At 59.7% G+C, this 18963-nt stretch carries 16 protein-coding genes and 1 tRNA gene; 6 read left to right on the forward strand and 11 right to left on the reverse strand.

Features of this window, described 5'->3' with window-relative positions; all coding sequences use genetic code 11:
* Positions 1-224: 224 nt before the first annotated feature.
* The gene (locus tag ARC39_RS17800) at positions 225-608 is read right to left on the reverse strand and encodes a nuclear transport factor 2 family protein (protein ID WP_161470988.1); all 384 of its coding nucleotides are present in this window, start codon (positions 606-608) and stop codon (positions 225-227) included.
* A 146-nt stretch (positions 609-754) separates the two neighbouring features.
* Here ARC39_RS17800 and ARC39_RS17805 point away from each other — a divergent pair, with 146 nt between their 5' ends.
* Both ARC39_RS17805 and ARC39_RS17810 read left to right on the forward strand, forming a co-directional pair.
* On the forward strand, positions 755-979 hold the full coding sequence (locus ARC39_RS17805; RefSeq protein WP_149866476.1) for a hypothetical protein: 225 nt from the start codon (positions 755-757) through the stop codon (positions 977-979).
* Positions 980-1026: 47 nt separating this feature from the next.
* Positions 1027-1977, forward strand: a complete 951-nt coding sequence (locus ARC39_RS17810; RefSeq protein WP_201455775.1) for a histone deacetylase family protein — start codon at positions 1027-1029, stop codon at positions 1975-1977.
* Between the two features lie 328 nt (positions 1978-2305).
* Here ARC39_RS17810 and ARC39_RS17815 read toward each other — a convergent pair.
* The 3 genes from ARC39_RS17815 to ARC39_RS17825 form a co-directional block, all read right to left on the reverse strand.
* Positions 2306-2381 (reverse strand) — tRNA-Thr (locus tag ARC39_RS17815).
* A 198-nt stretch (positions 2382-2579) separates the two neighbouring features.
* Positions 2580-4325 (reverse strand): sugar phosphorylase, encoded by a 1746-nt coding sequence (locus tag ARC39_RS17820; protein WP_068116191.1) that lies wholly within the window; start codon positions 4323-4325, stop codon positions 2580-2582.
* Positions 4326-4401: 76 nt separating this feature from the next.
* Positions 4402-5871 carry a UbiA family prenyltransferase gene (locus tag ARC39_RS17825; protein ID WP_236545301.1) on the reverse strand — a complete coding sequence of 490 codons (1470 nt, stop codon included), beginning with the start codon at positions 5869-5871 and terminating at the stop codon, positions 4402-4404.
* 320 nt (positions 5872-6191) lie between these two features.
* Here ARC39_RS17825 and ARC39_RS17830 point away from each other — a divergent pair, with 320 nt between their 5' ends.
* The gene (locus ARC39_RS17830) at positions 6192-7127 is read left to right on the forward strand and encodes an alpha/beta fold hydrolase (protein ID WP_068116192.1); all 936 of its coding nucleotides are present in this window, start codon (positions 6192-6194) and stop codon (positions 7125-7127) included.
* Positions 7128-7154: 27 nt separating this feature from the next.
* Here ARC39_RS17830 and trhO read toward each other — a convergent pair whose 3' ends face one another.
* A complete protein-coding gene (gene trhO / locus ARC39_RS17835) occupies positions 7155-8063 on the reverse strand; it encodes an oxygen-dependent tRNA uridine(34) hydroxylase TrhO (RefSeq protein WP_068116193.1) in 909 nt (302 codons plus the stop codon).
* Positions 8064-8157: 94 nt separating this feature from the next.
* Between trhO and pncA the strand changes: the two genes are divergently transcribed.
* The 3 genes from pncA to pncB all read left to right on the forward strand — a co-directional run bounded on the left by pncA (position 8158) and on the right by pncB (position 12692).
* On the forward strand, positions 8158-8760 hold the full coding sequence (pncA, locus tag ARC39_RS17840; RefSeq protein ID WP_068116194.1) for a bifunctional nicotinamidase/pyrazinamidase: 603 nt from the start codon (positions 8158-8160) through the stop codon (positions 8758-8760).
* 101 nt (positions 8761-8861) lie between these two features.
* Entirely contained in the window at positions 8862-11204 is a 2343-nt protein-coding gene (locus ARC39_RS17845; RefSeq protein ID WP_068116195.1) for a hybrid sensor histidine kinase/response regulator, read from the forward strand.
* Positions 11205-11399: 195 nt separating this feature from the next.
* Positions 11400-12692: a nicotinate phosphoribosyltransferase gene (gene pncB / locus ARC39_RS17850; protein ID WP_068116196.1), complete on the forward strand. Its 1293-nt coding sequence runs from the start codon at positions 11400-11402 to the stop codon at positions 12690-12692.
* A gap of 2 nt (positions 12693-12694) precedes the next feature.
* Here pncB and ARC39_RS17855 read toward each other — a convergent pair whose 3' ends face one another.
* The 6 genes from ARC39_RS17855 to ARC39_RS17880 all read right to left on the reverse strand — a co-directional run bounded on the left by ARC39_RS17855 (position 12695) and on the right by ARC39_RS17880 (position 18645).
* The gene (locus ARC39_RS17855) at positions 12695-13630 is read right to left on the reverse strand and encodes a phosphotransferase enzyme family protein (RefSeq protein WP_068116197.1); all 936 of its coding nucleotides are present in this window, start codon (positions 13628-13630) and stop codon (positions 12695-12697) included.
* Positions 13627-14892, reverse strand: a complete 1266-nt coding sequence (locus ARC39_RS17860) for an aspartate aminotransferase family protein (protein ID WP_068116198.1) — start codon at positions 14890-14892, stop codon at positions 13627-13629. The genes ARC39_RS17855 and ARC39_RS17860 overlap by 4 nt, the downstream gene beginning before the upstream one ends.
* 4 nt (positions 14893-14896) lie before the next feature.
* Entirely contained in the window at positions 14897-15319 is a 423-nt protein-coding gene (arfB, locus tag ARC39_RS17865) for an alternative ribosome rescue aminoacyl-tRNA hydrolase ArfB (RefSeq protein ID WP_068116199.1), read from the reverse strand.
* A gap of 302 nt (positions 15320-15621) precedes the next feature.
* Entirely contained in the window at positions 15622-16254 is a 633-nt protein-coding gene (locus ARC39_RS17870) for a queuosine precursor transporter (protein WP_068116200.1), read from the reverse strand.
* Between the two features lie 160 nt (positions 16255-16414).
* Positions 16415-17308, reverse strand: coding sequence for a penicillin-insensitive murein endopeptidase (gene mepA / locus ARC39_RS17875; protein ID WP_068116201.1), 894 nt, complete (start codon positions 17306-17308; stop codon positions 16415-16417).
* Positions 17272-18645, reverse strand: coding sequence for an MFS transporter (locus ARC39_RS17880; RefSeq protein WP_068116202.1), 1374 nt, complete (start codon positions 18643-18645; stop codon positions 17272-17274). Before ARC39_RS17880 ends, mepA begins: the two co-directional genes overlap by 37 nt.
* Positions 18646-18963 lie beyond the last annotated feature (318 nt).

Genomic DNA, 18963 nt, shown 5'->3' on the forward strand with positions numbered 1-18963 from the left:
AGGTGCATCGCAGTCGCATCAGGGTGCACTCGGTCATACGTCATCGCTGCATTTCCCGCCCCGCTCCTCCGCATGGTTTCAAGCGCATCCATGTCTGCAACCTCTACGGAAGGGGCAACCTTTTTTCCGTCACCCGGCTGAATGTAGTCCGGAGACTGGTCGCGATACCAGCGAACACGTCCGCCCGCTTCGCAAATGCGCGCCACTGGGCGACGTCGTCGATGTCATGTGTCTCGGTTAGCTTTGGAATGCCCGGTTTCGACCCGACTAATTTGGCCGTCCTCAACCGAAAGGGCCATCAGGACGGCCTGCCGGGTGCCATCGACATAGCCGTTAATGCCATGCACCACGAGAATGTCATCGTTCTCGCAGATCTCGCGCCGAGCGCCCATGGCCGTCTTGGCGGACGCCATCATCTTGCGGATCACCTCGGCAAACTGCGACGTGTCCATCGTCGTATCGCTCCGATACCTGACGAAGACAGCGTCGTCAGCGTAAAGGTCGAGATACGCGTCCGCGTCATTTTTCGCCAATGCCATATTCATTTTGTCGAGAATTGCCATCTGGCGCTCCCTCGGCAGGGGTTGCCCCATCGAAAGTCTCAGCATGTTGCCCTTCTGCAGACGCCGCAACGGTTCCCGTCCTTCCTTGTGCATCCGTGATCGGGCGAACCCCGCCTCGGGAAGCAGGCGGCGCGCAATGCGTGATGGACAAGTGCACGTATGCAAAGTTCACTGTGGGCGGGAGGTCTACCATGAAAACTCTGCCTGTGATCGTTGCGGCCTGCTTGGTCTCTGGGTGTTCAACCCCCGAAAGCTACGAGTGGTTCCGGTCGACTACTCCGGTCAAGATTCAGATGTACTACAGTGAGAAATGCTCAGAGGCTGGCTACGCGCCAGGCTCGGCACAAAATGCGGACTGCACCGACAAGGCCATGCGCGAGGGGTGGAACGAAGCTAAGAAGGCGAATGACTTCTAGGAAAGTAGATTTCGCCGAGATCGACAAATCACCTGTTTCAGCGAACCTTGGAAATTATCGCAAATAGGTGGGAAATTCGTTCTATATGGCCTTACATGCTGCCGATCGTTACCCATCCCGCATACGATATTCCGTTGCCCGAGGGGCATCGCTTCAACGCGACGAAGTTCTCTGGCTTGATGCAGGCGCTGGGGTCGCAAGGTGTTTTGGAATCCAGCACGCTTCACCATCCGAAACCGGCTTCACCTGACGATCTGACGCTCGTCCATGATCCTTCGTACGTTGCCGCAATCTCGCAGGGCAGTCTCGATAGAAAACAACTCAGGACACTTGGTCTCAACTGGAGCACGCAACTTCGCGATCGCTCCTTCCTGTCCGTGGAAGGCACATTGGAGGCGGCGAGGTTGGCGCTTGCGCATGGCGTTGCCTGTCACGCAGCCGGCGGAACTCATCATGCGCACGCCGGCCACGGCGCTGGCTTCTGTGTCTTTAACGACCTCGCTTACACCGCAATGCGCCTGGTCGCCGAAGGCGCGGTGCGTCAGGTCCTGATCCTTGATTGCGATGTGCATCAAGGCGATGGCACTGCTCGGATCGCACTCGGAAATGGTGCAGTTTTCACTTGCTCGGTACATTGTCGGGTCAACTACCCCGAAAAAAAGGCAACCAGCGATTGGGACATCGAGCTTGACGAAGGTCTCAGCGATCAGGGTTACCTGTCCATTCTCGATCAAACCCTTGCGGGGTTAAGAAGCCGGTTATCCAAAGTTGATCTCGTACTCTACGACGCCGGTGTTGATGTGCATGCCCGCGACCGGCTCGGCCGTCTGAAGTTGAGCTACGAAGGTATCCTGGCGCGCGACCGAAAGGTCCTGACGCACTTCCGTTCGCTTGGTATCCCCGTGGCGACCGTCATAGGAGGCGGCTATAGCGAAGACTTGGCAGAGGTATCTCACCGCCACAGTCTCATATTTCGCGCCGCCATCGAGACCCTTTGACTTGGCGCCGAGATCTCTTGTTGGCACGAGGTCCGGATACTGCGCACACCGAACTCCCATCAAATGCCTCACTTCGAAAGCGCGGCAAAGTTTGCGAGCGCGTGCCCGCTCAAACGGCTTGTCACTGGGCTTTGGGCACGGATTCTGGCGTCACTCAGCGTCGACATCGGGAGTATCGTGTCTTCTCGCTGGCTGGGGTGCTCTCAGGTCGTAGCCCCAAACGGGGAGATACGGGTGAACCTCCGTGGACGGCAACGGACAGCAAATTGGCTAATACCTAAAACACAAGGCATTTTTCAGCGTCATCGGATGCAATGGGATGCGTATATGGTGCCGGTGAAGGGACTCGAACCCCCGACCCACGCATTACGAATGCGTTGCTCTACCATCTGAGCTACACCGGCGCACCGCGACCCTTTAAACGCTCGGTGTGAATCGCGCAAGGCGCAATTCCTAAGGCGGAACGATGGTTGGGCGTTGATTTCAAGCGCCTGCGACGCGGGAACAATTCGGGCGCTGGCAGCATGCCCGGAAGGTCGGCGCTACGGCCAAATGCCGGTGCCGGTGCCGCCCGAACCCGGCAACAAAAGGCCCGTGTCCGCTTAGTGACGGTTGCTGATCCACCGGCATTGGTATGGGGCAAACGTGACGGTACTGGCGGAAGCGTCAATGGACTCGCCGCTCAAGAGATCCACCCAGGCTGCTCCGCCGATCAGGTTGATCGCGTGGGTCGGCATCGAGACTGGCTCGTTCGTGACGTTATGGATCGCGAAAATGGATTGCTCGCGATTGATGCTCTGGCGCCAGAATCCGAAGAAGGAATCGCCCAGGTGCAGCGTGAACTGCGTAGCGTTCGGGTGGAAAGCCTTTTGGCGAATCCGGACGCCGATGCGCCGTTTCATCGCCGCGAGCACGCGGGCATGGATCGATTCTGGGTTTTCCAACTCACCGCGTAGCGTTGGATAGTCCCAGCGATGCCTGTTGATCGCGCGATTGATTCCCGTCTTTTCGACGCCAGAATGGTCATTCGACGTGCCCAGGAGGGAATGGATGTAGAAGGCCGGAAGGCCTTCGAGCGCCATAACAATGGTCTGGCTACAAAGGAACCGCTCTAGTTGCAGGTCGTCCGGCCCGTCGACCGTCCCCTTCATGGCGTCGAACCAGGTGATGTTCAACTCGTAGGGCCGTTCGCCGCCACCGGGCAGGGATCGCATGGAGACGAGACCGCCGAAGTCTCGCACCGCTGTCACCATCGCATTGGTGTCGTCCTCGCTGATCAGCCCTTCGGCGCCGCGCACGCCGATCCCGTCGTGGGAAGCGGTGAAGTTCAGGTAGGCGCAGCCCAGTTGCGCCGGCGGCATGGCCATCTGCCAGCGGTTCAGCGCCTCGCTCGTGCCGTTCAGCATGGCGTGCAGGATCAGCGGCGGCAGCGAGAAATTGTAGATTGAATGCGCCTCGTTCATGTTGCCGAAGTAGGAGAGGTTCTCGGCGTTGGGCACATTGGTTTCGGTCAGCAGGACAACCGGTTCGGCCGCGTAGTCGAAGAGCAACCGGATGAGCCGCACGATTGCGTGGGTTTGCGGCAGATGGATGCAGGAGGTGCCAATCTCCTTCCAGATGAAGGCCACCGCGTCGAGGCGGATGATCCGGACGCCATTGTCGATATGCAGGCGGATGATCCGGAGGAACTCCAGAAGAACCTCCGGATTTCGGAAGTCGAGGTCCACCTGATCGTGGCTGAACGTGCACCAGACGTGCCGATCGCCGTTGATTGTACCTACTTCCCGCAGCAGAGGTGAGGTGCGTGGGCGGACGACCGCGCTCAAGTCGTCTTCTGGTGAGGCTTCGAAGAAGAACCTGTCATAGGGCGGGTGCCCCTGGCGATATTCCTGGAACCAGGTGGAATAACTGGAGACGTGGTTGAGTACCAGGTCCGACATCAGTTTGAATTCGCTCGCGATCCGGTTGATGTCGGCCCAGTCGCCAAGGTTGCTGTTGACTGTCCGATAGTCGGTCACGGCGAAGCCATCGTCCGACGTGAAGGGGAAGAACGGCAGAATGTGAACACCGCTGATTACGCCGGAGACGTTCTCTTCCAGGAAGTGGCGCAACAGGTCGAGCGGCTTATGCGCTCCGTCAACCAGCGAGTTGCCGTAGGTGATTACGAGCGTGTCCGTTTCGTCCCACAGGTTGTTTCCGGGCGGGCGCGTTCGGCTTCGAGCGGGCGTGCCCGCGGGCCAGAATGCCTCCTGAATCTCGCTGCGAAGCGCACTTCCATCCGCGTCGGGATAGATCTGCGCGAGAAGAGCGGTGAGCTTGTCTCGGAACTTCGGGCTGTTTACGGGCATATCGCTGGTATCGGTACTGTTCAGGCGGGTAGAGCCCCATTGCGGAGAAAGATCAAGCGAATGTGCGACGGATTGCTCAACCGATAGACGCTGCGATAGCGATGAGCACGATCAGCAAGCCACACAGGCGACTGGTGCCGTCTTTCAAGGCAAACACGACAGGATCGTCATGCATCATGCCGCGATGGGTCATCATCACCACCCGGCTGATCCAATAGAGCAGGATTCCGCAGATCCCCCAGAGCATAAGTGGCGTGGAATAGAGCTCCGTGACATCCGGCGTGCTGACATAGAGAACGAGCACCAGGACTCCCACGTAGCCTGCCGAAAGTGCCATGCCGGATACGATTGGCAGATCGGATGTCACGTAGGCCCGCCCGGCGGACCCTTCGCGCCCGGCTGAAAAGTCGCTAATGAGTTCGGCCTGCCTTTTGATCGCCGCGAGCGACAGGAACAGAAAGCCGGTAAAAGCGAGAAGCCAGGCGGAGATCGGGATTTCCGTTGCAGCACCTCCGGCCAGTATGCGGACGGAATAGAGGACCGCCAGGGTGCAGATATCGACCACGAGCTTTCGCTTCAGGCCGAAGGAATACGCCATGGTAATGACGTAGTACCCGAAAAGGACCGCGAGGAAACCGGTCGGAAGGAGGACCGCCGCAAGCACAAATCCCGCCACCAGCAAGCCCGGTGCGAGCAAGGTTCCGTGCAAGAGGTCCATTTCTCCGGAGGGCAGGGGTCGGAAGCGTTTCCGCGGGTGGGCGCGGTCTGCGGCGAGGTCCAACAGATCGTTTAGCAGGTAGACGCTGGAGGCGATCATGCTGAAGATCACGAAACCAATGGCGGTAGCTACCCAATCGCCTGCCGCGAAGCTGTGCGAGAGGATGACGGGCAGGAATAGAAGAACGTTTTTTGCCCATTGATGAGGCCGCATCGCGCGCAGCCACGCCTTGTTTGGCCGTCTCGCATCGGGTGTGCCAAGATGCTCTGCCCCGTCAGGAGCCGCGACTTCAGCAGCGGCACGCAGGTCGTTTGGCGCGTTGACGGTTATTGCCTTGCGCGCAGCTTTCCAGACTTCGACATCGGCTTGATTGTCGCCGATGTAGTCGAACCCGCCTTGTCCGTAGCGCTCCTGCAGAAAGGCTGCCTTGGTGGCTCCCTTGAGGTTCGTCTCCCCGTCCGAGGCGTGAACCTCGTCGAACAACTGGAGGTGCTCTGCGATTTCCTGCGCGATCTCTTGGTCGGTCGCGGTGACAAGTGCTGTGCGGCCCCCGGCTGCACGATGCGCCCGGATATGGTCCAGCACATCCTCGTTGTACGGGAGTCCCGAGACATCCACTTGGGCTAGCCCGGCCAGCGCCTGCTTAAAGGCGGCTTTGCCTTTGGGAAGCGTCCCGAGGGCGCGCAGTGCGCCCGCGAGATTGCTCGAGGCGACGTTCCACCAGCTCTCCAGCAGCATGTCGCTTCGGATCAATGTACCGTCTAGGTCGACAGCAAGCAGAGGCGGAGATTCCGCCGTATCAGGGGTCGGGGTTGTGGCGTTGTGCACCGGATATGTCCTGCTCGTTGCGCTCAGTTTGCCAAATCGAGCCGCAGGTCTCGGCCTGCCGAACTCCATCGGGCCGGTTGACCGGCCTCTGAACCTGTTGCGGCGAACCTAGGATGCCTTTGGGCGAAGTGGCAAAGCGTCTGCCCTTCGAAAGGGTGCATTTCGGTCGATGGAGTTGCACCTGTGACCGGCCGGCCATACCTGGCTCCTATTCGCTGACGCTGCGCCGCAGCAATTGACAGTGGGATGGTGAACAGCCGCAGCATAGCAGGCCGGTACCTGAGCCGGCATTGAAACCTAGCCCGGACAAAGGCCCCTCAATGAACGAAATCGAGATCGATAGCTATCAGAGCTGGGCCATGATCGAACATGCGCCAGCACGCGAGCAGAAAAGCCAGTGCGACCTGCTGTTCCTGCACGGAATGGCGGCGGGGAGTTGGGTCTGGACAGACGAGTGGTTGGCGCGGTTCACTGCCGCGGGATACCGGTGCTGGACCATGACACTGCCGGGCCGTGAACGGGGCGGAACCGTCCGTTCCGATCCCCGTACCCTAGACCGGGCCATGGCGGCGGCCATGATGCATCCGGACCCCAGTGAATTCGCCGCGGCCGTTGCCGCGGTACTGCCGGGAGCGCCACTCTTCGATGGGCCAGATTTGGAGGACTATACCGATGCCCTGGCGCAGGCCCTGTCTTCGACGGGTCGGCCAACGGTAGTGGTTGGCCATTCGCTCGGTGGCGCCGTAGTCCAGAACTTGTTGCGTCGCGGCCGGCGGCCGGCTGGCACAGTCCTTGTTTGCTCGGCACCACCCTACGGCCTTTGGCGCGCTTCGCTGGAAATCGCGTTTACCAATCTACCGCTATGGAAAGCCCTCTTCGACTTCTCCTTTTTCGGCGTTGCCGCCGTCGACGTCGATGTCATGCGCCGAAACCTCTTTCCCAATGGGATAGACGAACCGATGTTTCAGCAATTACTCAGCCGCTTTACCGACGAATCCCTCGCCGCGACCGCACGCACCCCCGGTTTTCCTCCTTTCGCCCCGCTCCCGGGAGCACAACGGGATATGCTTATTATCGGAGCGTCAGAGGATCGACTCGTTCCCCCACTCGATATCCAGTTGACCGGGTTCTACTACGCGACGGCGCCGCAGTTCGTGCAGGGGGCCGGGCACATGCCAATGTATGAACCCCAATCTTCGAAGCGCACAGCGGAGATCATCCTGGATTGGCTGCCAAGGGTACATTCAGGCGGATGAAATGCGTCTCGCCGGTTGCCGAACCGCTCAGGACCCGGCACCGAGATGCCGTGCGCCCCGTTTTTCGGCAAGCTGGACCTGTCGTTGCCTTTCCCGGAAACGCCTGCGATCCGCGTCGGTGAAGAGGTCGATACAATGCGGGCAGGAAACGCCGTGCTCATAGCTTTCTGCCGCCATATCGTCCGGTGATATCGGGCGGCGGCAAGCATGGCACATGGAATGCGTTCCTTGTTCAAGCGCATGCTTGAGCGCGACCCGCTGATCGAAAACGAAGCATTCCCCGTGCCAAAGACTTTCTTCTGCCGGTATCTCCTCCAAGTACTTCAGGATGCCGCCCTTGAGATGGAATACCTCCGTTTCTCCGAGCCCCATCAGGTAGTTGGTCGACTTCTCACAACGTATCCCACCGGTGCAGAACATCGCGATCCGCTTGTTGTGGAACCGGTCACGATTGGCCTCCCACCATGCGGGGAAGTCTCGAAAGGACCGAATGCCAGGATCGACCGCTCCGTCGAAGGTTCCAATCGCCACCTCGTAGTCGTTGCGGGTGTCGATGACGGCGACATCCGGTTCTGCGATCAACGCGTTCCAGTCCTCGGGCGCCACGTAGCGCCCGACAGCCGTCGTCGGGTCGACCTCTGGCTTGCCCATGGTCACGATCTCTTGCTTGAGGCGGACTTTCATTCGACCGAAAGGCATACGTTCAGCCGTGCTTTCTTTCCAATCGAGTTCTGCGCAGCCGGGCAGGTCGCGGATATGCGCAATCACCGTATCGATTGCGGCAGGTGTCCCAGCGATTGTGCCGTTGATCCCTTCGCGTGCGATCAGCAAACTGCCGCGCACGCCCTCTGCATCGCAGAGAGACTTGAGCGGGGCACGAAGAACTGCGGGGTCTTCGAACCGGGTGAAGTGATATAGCGCGGCAACGGTCAGCATGGCAGTCTGACTAGGCCGGAAAGCCCTTTGCGCACAAGCCCGCATTGACGCGGTGGCTACGCTTGCCTAGCCAGTGTTTCAGGAGGTGCCCGAAATGACCGAAGCCCTTATCGTGATCGACGTTCAGAACGATTTCTGTCCAGGTGGTGCTCTCGCCGTTCCGGGCGGCGACGAGATCGTGTCGGCGATAAATGCCATGCTGCCCGAATTTGGCGCTCGGGTGTTCACCCAGGATTGGCATCCGGCAGATCACGCGTCTTTCGCATCGCAGCATCCCGGCAAGGCGCCGATGGAAGTAATCGACATGCCCTACGGGCCGCAGGTGCTTTGGCCCGATCACTGCGTGCAGGGAACGGAAGGTGCCAGTTTTCACGCCGGATTGTCGGTGGATGCAGCGGACCTGATCATCCGCAAGGGGTTTCGCAAGCAAATCGATAGCTATTCAGCTTTCTTCGAAAACGACCAGAAGACACCGACTGGCCTCGAGGGCTACCTGCGAACGCGCGGTGTGGAAAGGCTGAAACTCGTAGGGTTGGCGACAGATTTCTGCGTGCACTTTTCGGCTGTAGACGCGGCACGACTCGGTTTTGAGGTGACAGTGGATCTCGGCGCCTGTCGCGCAATCGACTTGCAGGGCTCGTTGGATGATGCATTGACGTCCATGCGGGCTGTCGGCGTGAAACTCACGGAACACTGATCCCGACCCTTCCCTAGCGTTAAGTGTTCGGGAAACCTTTTTTGCTTTTCTGTCCGTCGTCCCCGTAGGGATTTCCTGCTGAACGACCGGACGGAGCGCAAATGGAACCCAGAACGGAAGCGGCAGACCGCAACCTGGAAGCCTTTCGCGCGCGTCAGAGCGTCGAAGGACGCTTTCTTTCCTACTGCAGGGGCCGGTCCCGGCACTTCTGGACGCGCCAGATGCTCATCATTGCCTGTGCGCCTGTTTTTCTGGCCATGGCCGATGTCCGCACGGCAATATACATCGCGTTTATCGTGTTTCTCGGCGATGCAGTCGATTGCCTCTTGCTCCGGTATCTCGGCAAGCGGTCGGCGCTTGCGGCGCGTCTACCACTCGCCATGGGTGTAACGACACTGACTGGCGGTTTGCAGGCCGTGACCGTGATCCTGTTCGTCGCCTTGGTGGAGTCATTCGGCGGCGCGGACGCGCGGACATTCGCCAGCGCAATCTGTCTGGCAGGTCTGCTGGATGCATCGCTGTTATATGGCGTACACCGAGCGGCCGCTCTCGTTCGTATTATCGCGTATCTACTCGCACTCACGACGATATGTGCACAGTCATTTCTCCATCATACAATAGCGCCACAAAGCGCCTACTTTGATGTATCTGCGGCGGTCATGGTTGCCTACGTGGGCTGGGTGTTTTCACGCCACGTGCACGAGAACCGTCTTCGCCGAAGCGCCAACCAGATGGCGACGCTCGAAAGCGCACGCGAACTTGCTCATGCCAATGTGGCCCTTGAGCAATCACGGCAGGTTACAAGACGGCTTGCGATGGTGGCAGAGCGGGCGAACGACAGTGTTATTATCACCGATGCAGAGGGGGTGATTACCTGGGTAAATCGCGCCTTCACGCTTGTGACGGGATATAGCTTCGCGGAGTCGGTCGGGCGCAACGTGTCTTTTCTGAACGCGCCTGACACCGATCCCGAGGTCGTGAAAGAACTACGGTCCGCCCGGGAGCAACGCCGTCCGGTGCGGGCAGAAATCATGAATCGACACAAGAACGGCCAGCCAATCTGGATCGAGGTCAACATGGCCCCGGTCTTTGATGAGGATGGAGAACTCGAGCGGATCGTCAGCGTGGAGCGCGACATAAGCGAGGCGAAGAAACGCGAACATGCGCTGGCCGAGGCGCGTCTTGCTGCGGAAAGGGAGGTCCGAACACGGCATAATTTCCTCGCCACGATGAGCCATGAAATCCGAACCCCCATGAATGGGGTGATCGGAACCGCCGATCTGTTGATGGAGACATCGCTCGATGAAACTCAGCGCGGTCTGTTGCGCACGATAACCTCATCTGGCGAGGCGCTGCTCGCGATCGTGAACGATATCCTCGACTTTTCGAAGCTCGAGTCTGGCCGGTTAGAGGTCGCCGCCGATCCTTTTTGTCCCGAGCGATGCTTGCGCCACGCTGTGGACCTTGTGCGCCCTCTGGCGGAGGCCAAGGGGCTGTCATTGCAACTGGTCCTACCAACAAGCTTGCCCCTGTCGGTTGTCGGTGACGAAGGCCGAATCCGACAAGTCGTGCTCAACCTGCTCGGGAATGCCATCAAGTTCACCGAAACCGGCGGTATCACCATAGACGTTGGCGTGAAGCTGGATGACGACGCGTGTCGATTTCTGATTTCGGTCCGGGATACGGGTGTTGGTATCAATCCGGAGAGAATTGGTCACGTTTTCGAAAGCTTCGCACAGGCCGACGCCAATATTGCGGGCCGCTTTGGAGGGACCGGTCTGGGTCTCTCAATCTCACGGCTCCTGATCCAGGCGATGGGCGGGGAAATATCGGCCGCCTCCACGCCCGGGCAGGGGTCGGTGTTCTTTGTCTCCTTGATTCTTCCAGTTTCCGCGGAGACGTCCAGACCCGTCACCGACGGGATCACCGAAACAAGCCGGGTTCCATCCCAATGCCTTGCGGGACTGAATGTTCTGGTGGCCGAAGACAACAAGACCAACACACTACTGCTAGAGAAAATGCTCTCGTCCTTTGGTGTAACAACGATCTTCGCCACCAACGGGCGGGAAGCCGTGGAGTTTTATGACTTGCATCGCCCGGACCTTGTTCTCATGGATATGCACATGCCAATTCTCGACGGATTGGCGGCCACGCGAGAGATTCGCGCGCGGGAAATTCGAAACGCGCAAGACCCCGTGCCGATTGTCGCGCTGACCGCGAACGCCTTCCCAGAGGATCGCAACCTCTGCCTGGAAGCCGGTATGAACGACGTGGTTACCAAGCCGTTTCGCAAGGAGGATCTTCGCGTCTCCATTGCCACGCATTGCGGCCGGCTTTCCGCGACCGACTCCACGGTCGACGTAAGAAGCGCTTCAGTCCAAGGTCAGCAGGATAGCGTCGGGCTTGAAAAAGGCGTCGACGGCGCTGCGCGCATCGGATGCTAGTCGAAGCCTTACGTCTTCGCGGCGGCGGGCGGGTTTGAATCTGGCCAGAAATCGTTGGACACGCAACGTCAGCGTAACATGCCGACATTCGCTTGACACGTAGTGCCAGCCGCGCCGCTGGCCGGGGATTTTGCAGCCCTTCCAATCGTCTGCGTCGAAAGATAGCCTCAACGCTGCCGAACACAGGGAGGCACCATGGTCGACATCGCCACGCGGGTCTGGAACCACAAATGGAAAATCGATCCGATCGTCCGCTCGATGATAGACACGGATTTCTACAAGTTGTTGATGTGCCAGTCGGTATTTCGCAACAAGCCCGATGCGCGGGTTACCTTCTCCCTGATCAATCGTACAAAGGACATTCGCCTCGCCGAACTGATCGACGAAGTCGAGCTTCGGGAGCACCTCGATTATATTCGCTCCCTCTCGGTTACCCGCGGCGAGAGCACCTGGCTCCGCGGCAATACCTTCTATGGCAAGCGACAGATGTTTCGGTCCGACTTCATGGAGTGGTTCGAGAAACTGCGCCTGCCCGATTACAATCTGGAGAAACGAGACGGCCAGTACGAACTGACCTTTGAAGGTAGTTGGCCCGAGGTGATGCTGTGGGAAATTCCGGCCCTCACCGTGTTGATGGAGCTACGTGGCCGTGCGGTCCTGAACCGGATGGAGCGTTTCGAACTTCAGATCCTCTATGCGCGGGCCATGACAAAACTCTGGCAGAAGGTCGAACGTCTGCGAGCGGTCCCGTCGCTGAGGATTGCGGACTTTGGCACGCGGCGGCGCCACTCGTTTCTGTGGCAGGATTGGTGCGTGCAGGCGATGATGGAGGGGTTGGGCGACAGTTTCATCGGCACATCGAACTGCCTTATCGCGATGCGGCGCGAGGTCGAGGCAATTGGAACCAATGCGCATGAATTGCCAATGGTGTATGCGGCGCTAGCCAGGAATGACCGTGAACTGGCGGAAGCGCCCTATCAGGTCCTCGAAGACTGGCAGGAGGAACACGAAGGCAACCTGCGAATTATCCTCCCCGACACGTATGGCACCGAGGGGTTCCTTCGCCATGCGCCGCATTGGCTGGCCGGCTGGACCGGCATACGGATCGACAGCGGAGACCCGGCCGCGGGTGCAGAAACGGCAATCGACTGGTGGCTGTCGCGTGGCGAGGATCCGACGCAGAAGCTGGTGATCTTTTCCGATGGTCTGGATGTGGACAAAATCCTTGAACTACAACAGAAATTCTACGGGCGTGTTAAGCCTAGTTTTGGTTGGGGTACATTGTTGACCAACGATTTCCGCGGGCTGGTGCCGAACGATGCGCTTCGCCCGTTCTCGCTTGTATGCAAGGCCGTCAGCGCCAATGGTCAGCCGACTGTCAAACTGTCCGACAATCCCAACAAATCAATGGGTCCGCCCGATGAGGTGGCTCGTTACAAGCGGGTTTTCGACGTGGGCGCCCAGACATCGTTTGAGGTCGTTGTCTGAGGCTACCCAGAGAGGTAGAGGCGCGCGGCCGCGAGCGCTCTTTCGGCGTAGAGTCTCTGGCGCGGATCATCTCGCGGTGCACGCGAGACGATCCATCCAGCGGTGACGAGCCCTCGGATCAGGATAAAGAGCGGAATCTTCTCAACCGTGCCATCGGCGCCGGGCCGGCGAGCCAGGTACCCCTCCACCAATGCGGAGCGGCGGTCGGACAGATTGGGGCTATCGAGCATCTGGACTAACGCAGTGCCCAGATCGTAGCCGCGATACCCCCAACCGCTGTCGTCGAAATCGATCAGCCAGAGTTGCCGCCCATCGTCCAGCACGTTCTCGCGAAGCGTATCGGCGTGTATCAGGCCAACATCAGGGTGCGATATGGCACCAAGATCGGTGCGCGCTCGGTTGCGGGCTTCCAAAAGGAAGGAGCGCTCGCTCTTGTCGAGTGTTGAATTTTCCCAAAAACCGCCCCACCGGGGTGTGCCACCGATCAAGTCCGGGCTCTTCCAGGTGCGCCGCGGTACCGGGCACAGCGAAAGCCCGTCAGCGGCCATGTGGAAAGCCGCCAGGCACGAACCGAGCCGATACATGAGACTCAGTGGATCTGCCTGAGAATGGGAAACCGGGGGCGCATCGATCCAGCGGACCATGGTTACGAGCCGATCCGACCATCGCGCTACGAGCGCGCCGTCGACCGTTCGAATCGGTCTCGGACAGGGGGTACCGGCATCCGAAAGCGCCTCGGACCAGATGAGTTCGGTTTCGATATCCGCAAGATCCAGACTATCGCGGCGGTGGATTCGCATCGCTGCGCGCGTTCCGTTCGAGAGCAGCACATCGAAAACGGTATTCTCGCGATGGGCCACGAGGCGAGGTTCGCTCACGCAATGACCCCACGCCGACGTGGCGGCTCGGGCGAAGTCACTGTCGATCAAGTCACTCATTCCGGCATCCGGGCGAGAACCGCAACAAGCGTGTCAACGGCGAGGTCCGCATGCGCGCGCGAAAACACCATCGGCGGACGAATCTTGAGTATGTGCATGTGTCGGCCGATACGGTTGAGAAGAACGCCGCGCACGCGCATGCGCTCAACGACCGTTTCTGCGAAGTCCCCTGCCGGATTGTCCGTAGAACCGCTGAACTCAATGGCAAAAAACAAGCCCTGCCCTCGGACCTCGGCAATCCGGGGATGGGAGATCGCACGCAGTTGGTTCAACATGTAGTTTCCAACGTCCGCTGCGTTCGCGATCAGCTTTTCCGACTCGATCACGTCCAACGTAGCCTGCGCGGCCGCTACGGATACGGGGTTACCGCCGAACGTGTTGAAATACCCAAATGCGCCTCGGAAGGCACGCATCAGGTCCGGGTGCGTCAGGACAGCGGCGACCGGGTGGCCATTTGCCATCGGCTTTCCCAGCGTGACGACGTCAGGAGCGAACCCCATCGCCTCGTGGCCCCACCATGATTGTCCAAGCCTCCCGAACCCCGGTTGAACCTCGTCGCAAAGCAGCAATCCACCCGCGCGGCGAACGACGTCGACCGTCGGGTCCAGAAATCCGTTGCCCAGCACAGGCAGGCCTTCGTTGGCAAAGGCCGGGCACAGCATCATTCCGGCGAAACCGTGCCCGGCGTTCTCCAGTTCTTGAATCGCACGCTCGACATGGCCGGCAAAGGTTGCTGCCTGGCTTTCCCGAGCACCGCCGAGCGGGCGAAGCGACTCTGGCGCGGGCACGAGACGGACGTGTTCGGGATATCCACCAATCGGAGGACGCCTTGTGGAAAGCTGGCTCGTTGCTTTGGTGTTTCCGTGGTAGGTATTGTCGGTGGCAATGATCCCGGTCTTGCCCGTTGCAGCCTCCGCCATGCGCAACGCAACGTCGTTGGCTTCGGACCCGGTACAGACCAGGATTGCCTGACTCATCCCATGGCCGAACCGATTTGTCAGACGTTCGATGTAATCGAGGATTCCCTCGTGCAAGTACCGCGTGTGGGTATTCAGAATGCCTGCCTGGCGGGCGATTGCCTCCACCACCAGCGGGTGACAATGGCCCACATGGGGCACGTTGTTGTAGCAATCGAGGTAGCGTTTGCCGTCCGCATCCCAAAGCCAGACGCCCTCGCCGCGCACAATCTGCACTGGCGTTCGGTAGAAAGTGGGGACGTTTGGGCCCATGAGCCGTGCCCGCCGCGCGACGAGGTCTTCCATCGCGTCAATCCTCTCCGGTGACCTTGCCGCGGAGTGATTTTAAAGCGCCTCGACGGGTTTTTGCATCGATGCGGCGGCGCTTGGAGGCAAGTGTCGGACGGGTCGCGATTCGACGTTTCGGCTTGTGCGTGGCCTTCAGAATCAACTCTACAAGGCGTTCGCGCGCGATTTCGCGATTGCGGCCTTGGCTGCGTGTGTCCTCCACCCGCAGGATTAGCGCTCCGTCCGAGGTCCAGCGCCGACCGGCAAGTCGCTTGAGTCGGCTTTTGACCGGCGCGGGCAGATTTGGGCTGCGCGCGGCTTCGAAGCGGAGTTCAACCGCCGTAGAGACCTTGTTGACATTCTGACCGCCCGGTCCCGAAGCGCGCGTGAAATGCTCGGTGAGTTCCCAGTCCTCGATCGCAATCTCGTCGTTGACACGCAGCATGACAGCTTCCCCTTGTCCGCCTCCATAGGCCAGATATGGGGCTACGCGCAATTCGTGCGTTCATTCGCGCAATCGCGCCAACAAATGAAAAGAGCCGCTCCGATCTGGAACGGCTCTCCGAGCTATCATGGAGGTTAGGTATCCCAAGGCCCATAAGCCCGTCGGAAGACTACCTCGAGGGCTGCCTCAGTGGCGCGTCGCTCCGATTGTACCGATACCTCTCTCCAGCATGACTCTCGACACTGGATCACCTCCTTTCGCTTGTTTCCGTTGCGATCAGCGTGACATAGAACAGTTTCGTGTCAATGAATTTCCGCAACTGGCGCGGCAAGCCGCTTCACGATGACTCGGAACGGCACCAAAGCGAGCAGCGCGAGGCACAGTTTGACCATCCAGTCGGCAATCGCGAGAGACACCCAGAGCGGTAGCGCCGGACCAGCACCCAGGAGCGGCAGCACTTCCTGAGCCCACAGTGGCGGGTTCGCCGGCTCTAGCCCGTTCAATGCACCGGCGAACGCAATGGAGAAGAATACGGCAGTGTCGAGTGTTGACCCGATCAACGTGGAGGCCAGCGGCGCCCGCCACCATCTTCCTCCCCGGAGCCTGTCGAATACCGCAATATCGACGAGTTGTGCCGCGAGGAATGCCGATCCGGAGGCAATGGCAACACGGAGGGTTACCAAAGGCCCGAATTCGCCATGTATCTGGCTCCCCACGAGGGAACAGGCGACACCAACGACAAAGCCAGCGAGCACCACGCGCCGTGCCGGTCCGGGTCCGTAAAGACGATTCATCAAGTCGGTGACGAGGAACGCGAAGGGATAGGTCAGCGCGCCCCATGTGAGCCATTGTCCCAATAGGTGCTGAACCAGGATGTTTGAGGCCACAACGATAGCGGCCATGGCAACAATGCCAGGAAGGTGATTTCGCGTCATATTTCCGATGCCCGTTTTGACAAGGTTGCGGCGACTTGCCCCAAAATGGGGAGAGCGGCGTCATACGCTCTGACGCGAGCTAGCGCAAGGGCTTGGCAACCAGTGGAGCTGGCCCTGCGAAAGCGACGTCAAGGCCATGCCGCGCGACGGTTGGGCACAGTCAGCGGGCTGTCAGAACCGCACTGCATTGCTGGGGCAGGTCCGCCATAGTGTAGTCTCTGGCGCTCCGTTTCTTCGGCGCGGGCGGTGCCGGCTTGGCGACCTTCGGTGGGTTCAGCATATCGGTGACCCACCAGTTCAGCGAGGCATCGCAACCGTTTCCACCGTTGGAAATCTCTTTCACGGTCGGGGTTTGCGTTCGACATGCGCGCGCACCCTTGGGGCATTTCAGGCGGACATGAAAGTGGTAGTGATGCCCGTAGAAGGGACGGATCTTCTGGAGCCACTTGGTGTCCTTCCGTCGCGCAGATTTGCACAGCTCGATCTTGACCGGCGGGGTGACGAAAATCCGGTCTACTCGCGGGTCGGAAGCAGCGCGTTTGAGTATGGCGGCGTGCGCCTGGGTCCAGTTGCCATTGACGCGCCGCTGATCGGAGGAACGCACGCTGATGGATGAAATACTCTCACGCTGCTTCCGGCTTAGGCGTAGATTCGTGGCCGGAAGCATCCAGATATCGGCGTCCAACCCGACCTGGTGAGACGCGTGCCCGGATGTCATCGGACCTCCGCGTGGCTGGGAGATATCGCCGACGTAGAGACCCTTCCAACCAACAGTCGTCGCATAGGCCGAGAGGTCGCGGATGAAATCGATCATCTCGGGTTGACCCCAGTTGCGGTTGCGCGAGAGGCGCATCGCCTGCCACGTTGGTCCGGTTTCGGGGAGCTGTACATTTCCGGCCGCACAGCCCTTCGAGTAAAAGCCGATTGGCTGGGATTTCTGACGCGATGGTACATCCTTCGCACCAAACAATTGATTCGCCTTGGGCTCGGCCGCTACCGACACGGCGGCCAGAACCATCAGGATGGCGGCAACGGCGGTTCGGATGGTGGACATGCTGCTCTCTCCCCATCTGGTTTTACCCAGCGTAGCAGCAACAGGCCCAACAAAAAAAGGGCTATCAGGGGTGTAATGCCCATTTGTTGCGAGCCGGTCAAATCGGTCGCGATGCCGATGCTGAGTGGCGCGAGGTAGGAGGTTGCCTTTCCAGCGAGTGCGTAGAGGCCAAATACCTGGGTCATGCGATCATGCCGCCCCTGCCGGCAGACCATTGTGCGGCTGGCCGATTGCAAGGCGCCACCTGCGGCACCGATCCCGGCCCCGAGAACAAAAAAGGCAATGTCGGGCAGGCGCGATTGCCGTTCCACGGGAATGCCGAAGACGCTCTCTCGCGAGATGAACACGACGATCACGCACAACACGGTGAGGATGGCCACACAGCAGGCAATGACCGGTTTCGGTCCGAACCGACTGTCCGCACGACCACCGATCCAGGCAAAGATCGCAGCGGTTACGACGGCGATAATGCCGAAAATACCGGTTTCGACGACGCTCCATCCAAGAACGCCGGCTGCATACAGCCCGCCGAAGACGTAAAGCCCGTTGAGCGCATCGCGGTAGAACATGGAGGCCGCAAGGAACGAAAAAAGCGACGGCGCCGACGGCAATTGCCGAAGTGTCGATAGCAATTCGGGCCAAGCCGCGCGCGCGGCTTGCACGATGGGCACTTGAGGCCTGTTTCCGGTGTCCCTGACCCAAAGGAAGAACGGAATCATGAAGACCGCGTACCATATTGCCGTGAATGGTCCCACCAGGCGTGTACCCTCGCGCGCGCTAGCGTCGAGCCCGAACGCTGGCGGCGTGCCGAGCAAAGTCACTCCTTCCGCGTTCTCCGCAAAGAAAAGGAGCATGATGACGAGGGCCAGCAACCCGCCAACGTATCCGAAAGCCCAACCGCTTCCCGAGATCCGGCCGATCTCGTCACGATTTCCCAAGTCAGGAAGAATCGAATTTGTGAAGATCGTTGCGAACTCCATCCCCAACAGGCCGAGGGCGAAAAGGAGCAAGACGAGCGTTAGACTGAATTGCGCTGGATGGGCCAACCAGATGCCGCCTGCACCGATGACGTAGAGCGCCGAGAACACCCAGATCCAGGCAATGCGATGTCCGCTCTTGTCGGCCATGGCGCCAAGCAACGGTGCCAGAAGTGCAATCGCCAAGCCTGTGAATCCGATGGTGTATCCCCAAGTGGCCTGCGCGGCGGCCCCGTCCTGCAACAATTCCTTAACGTAGGGTGCAAAAATGAATGTGAGCAGCAGCGTATTGTAGGGCTGGCTGGCCCAATCGAAGAAGTACCATCCCCATAGACGTTTTCTTTGGGAGATCGCTTCCATTTTCTGCCCTGTGCCGCCGCCGCCTACGTGACGGCCATAGAGCATGTTCGAACGCAAGCCGGCAAGACGGTGTGCTTGGATTGACCCTCAATCGGTTACACGAAGCACTTTTCGGTGCGCGACCGGTAAGCCGTATATCGCCTGGTGCCGTCCGGTTTCCGTGGACAGGGGACTTGGATGGGTCAGCTCGACAACCTGAACACCGGAGCGTCTGACCACTGGATGCTCGGTCCGTGGGGCGTTCATCCCGGGTGTAGGCGATCGTAGGTCTTGACCGTTGCTTGAACGGATCCCGGTAAATGCTGGAACAATTGGCGC

The organism is Tropicimonas marinistellae (genome assembly GCF_001509585.1).
GTDB lineage: Bacteria > Pseudomonadota > Alphaproteobacteria > Rhodobacterales > Rhodobacteraceae > Tropicimonas > Tropicimonas marinistellae.

What these genes read in the sequence shown, in the direction of transcription:
- ARC39_RS17800 (WP_161470988.1), bottom strand. Translation starts at nt 608, where the DNA reads ATGCTGAGACTTTCGATGGGGCAACCCCTGCCGAGGGAGCGCCAGATG.
- ARC39_RS17805 (WP_149866476.1), top strand. Translation starts at nt 755, where the DNA reads ATGAAAACTCTGCCTGTGATCGTTGCGGCCTGCTTGGTCTCTGGGTGT.
- ARC39_RS17820 (WP_068116191.1), bottom strand. Translation starts at nt 4,325, where the DNA reads ATGCCCGTAAACAGCCCGAAGTTCCGAGACAAGCTCACCGCTCTTCTC.
- ARC39_RS17830 (WP_068116192.1), top strand. Translation starts at nt 6,192, where the DNA reads ATGAACGAAATCGAGATCGATAGCTATCAGAGCTGGGCCATGATCGAA.
- trhO (WP_068116193.1), bottom strand. Translation starts at nt 8,063, where the DNA reads ATGCTGACCGTTGCCGCGCTATATCACTTCACCCGGTTCGAAGACCCC.
- pncA (WP_068116194.1), top strand. Translation starts at nt 8,158, where the DNA reads ATGACCGAAGCCCTTATCGTGATCGACGTTCAGAACGATTTCTGTCCA.
- ARC39_RS17845 (WP_068116195.1), top strand. Translation starts at nt 8,862, where the DNA reads ATGGAACCCAGAACGGAAGCGGCAGACCGCAACCTGGAAGCCTTTCGC.
- pncB (WP_068116196.1), top strand. Translation starts at nt 11,400, where the DNA reads ATGGTCGACATCGCCACGCGGGTCTGGAACCACAAATGGAAAATCGAT.
- ARC39_RS17855 (WP_068116197.1), bottom strand. Translation starts at nt 13,630, where the DNA reads ATGAGTGACTTGATCGACAGTGACTTCGCCCGAGCCGCCACGTCGGCG.
- ARC39_RS17860 (WP_068116198.1), bottom strand. Translation starts at nt 14,892, where the DNA reads ATGGAAGACCTCGTCGCGCGGCGGGCACGGCTCATGGGCCCAAACGTC.
- arfB (WP_068116199.1), bottom strand. Translation starts at nt 15,319, where the DNA reads ATGCTGCGTGTCAACGACGAGATTGCGATCGAGGACTGGGAACTCACC.
- ARC39_RS17870 (WP_068116200.1), bottom strand. Translation starts at nt 16,254, where the DNA reads ATGACGCGAAATCACCTTCCTGGCATTGTTGCCATGGCCGCTATCGTT.
- mepA (WP_068116201.1), bottom strand. Translation starts at nt 17,308, where the DNA reads ATGTCCACCATCCGAACCGCCGTTGCCGCCATCCTGATGGTTCTGGCC.
- ARC39_RS17880 (WP_068116202.1), bottom strand. Translation starts at nt 18,645, where the DNA reads ATGGAAGCGATCTCCCAAAGAAAACGTCTATGGGGATGGTACTTCTTC.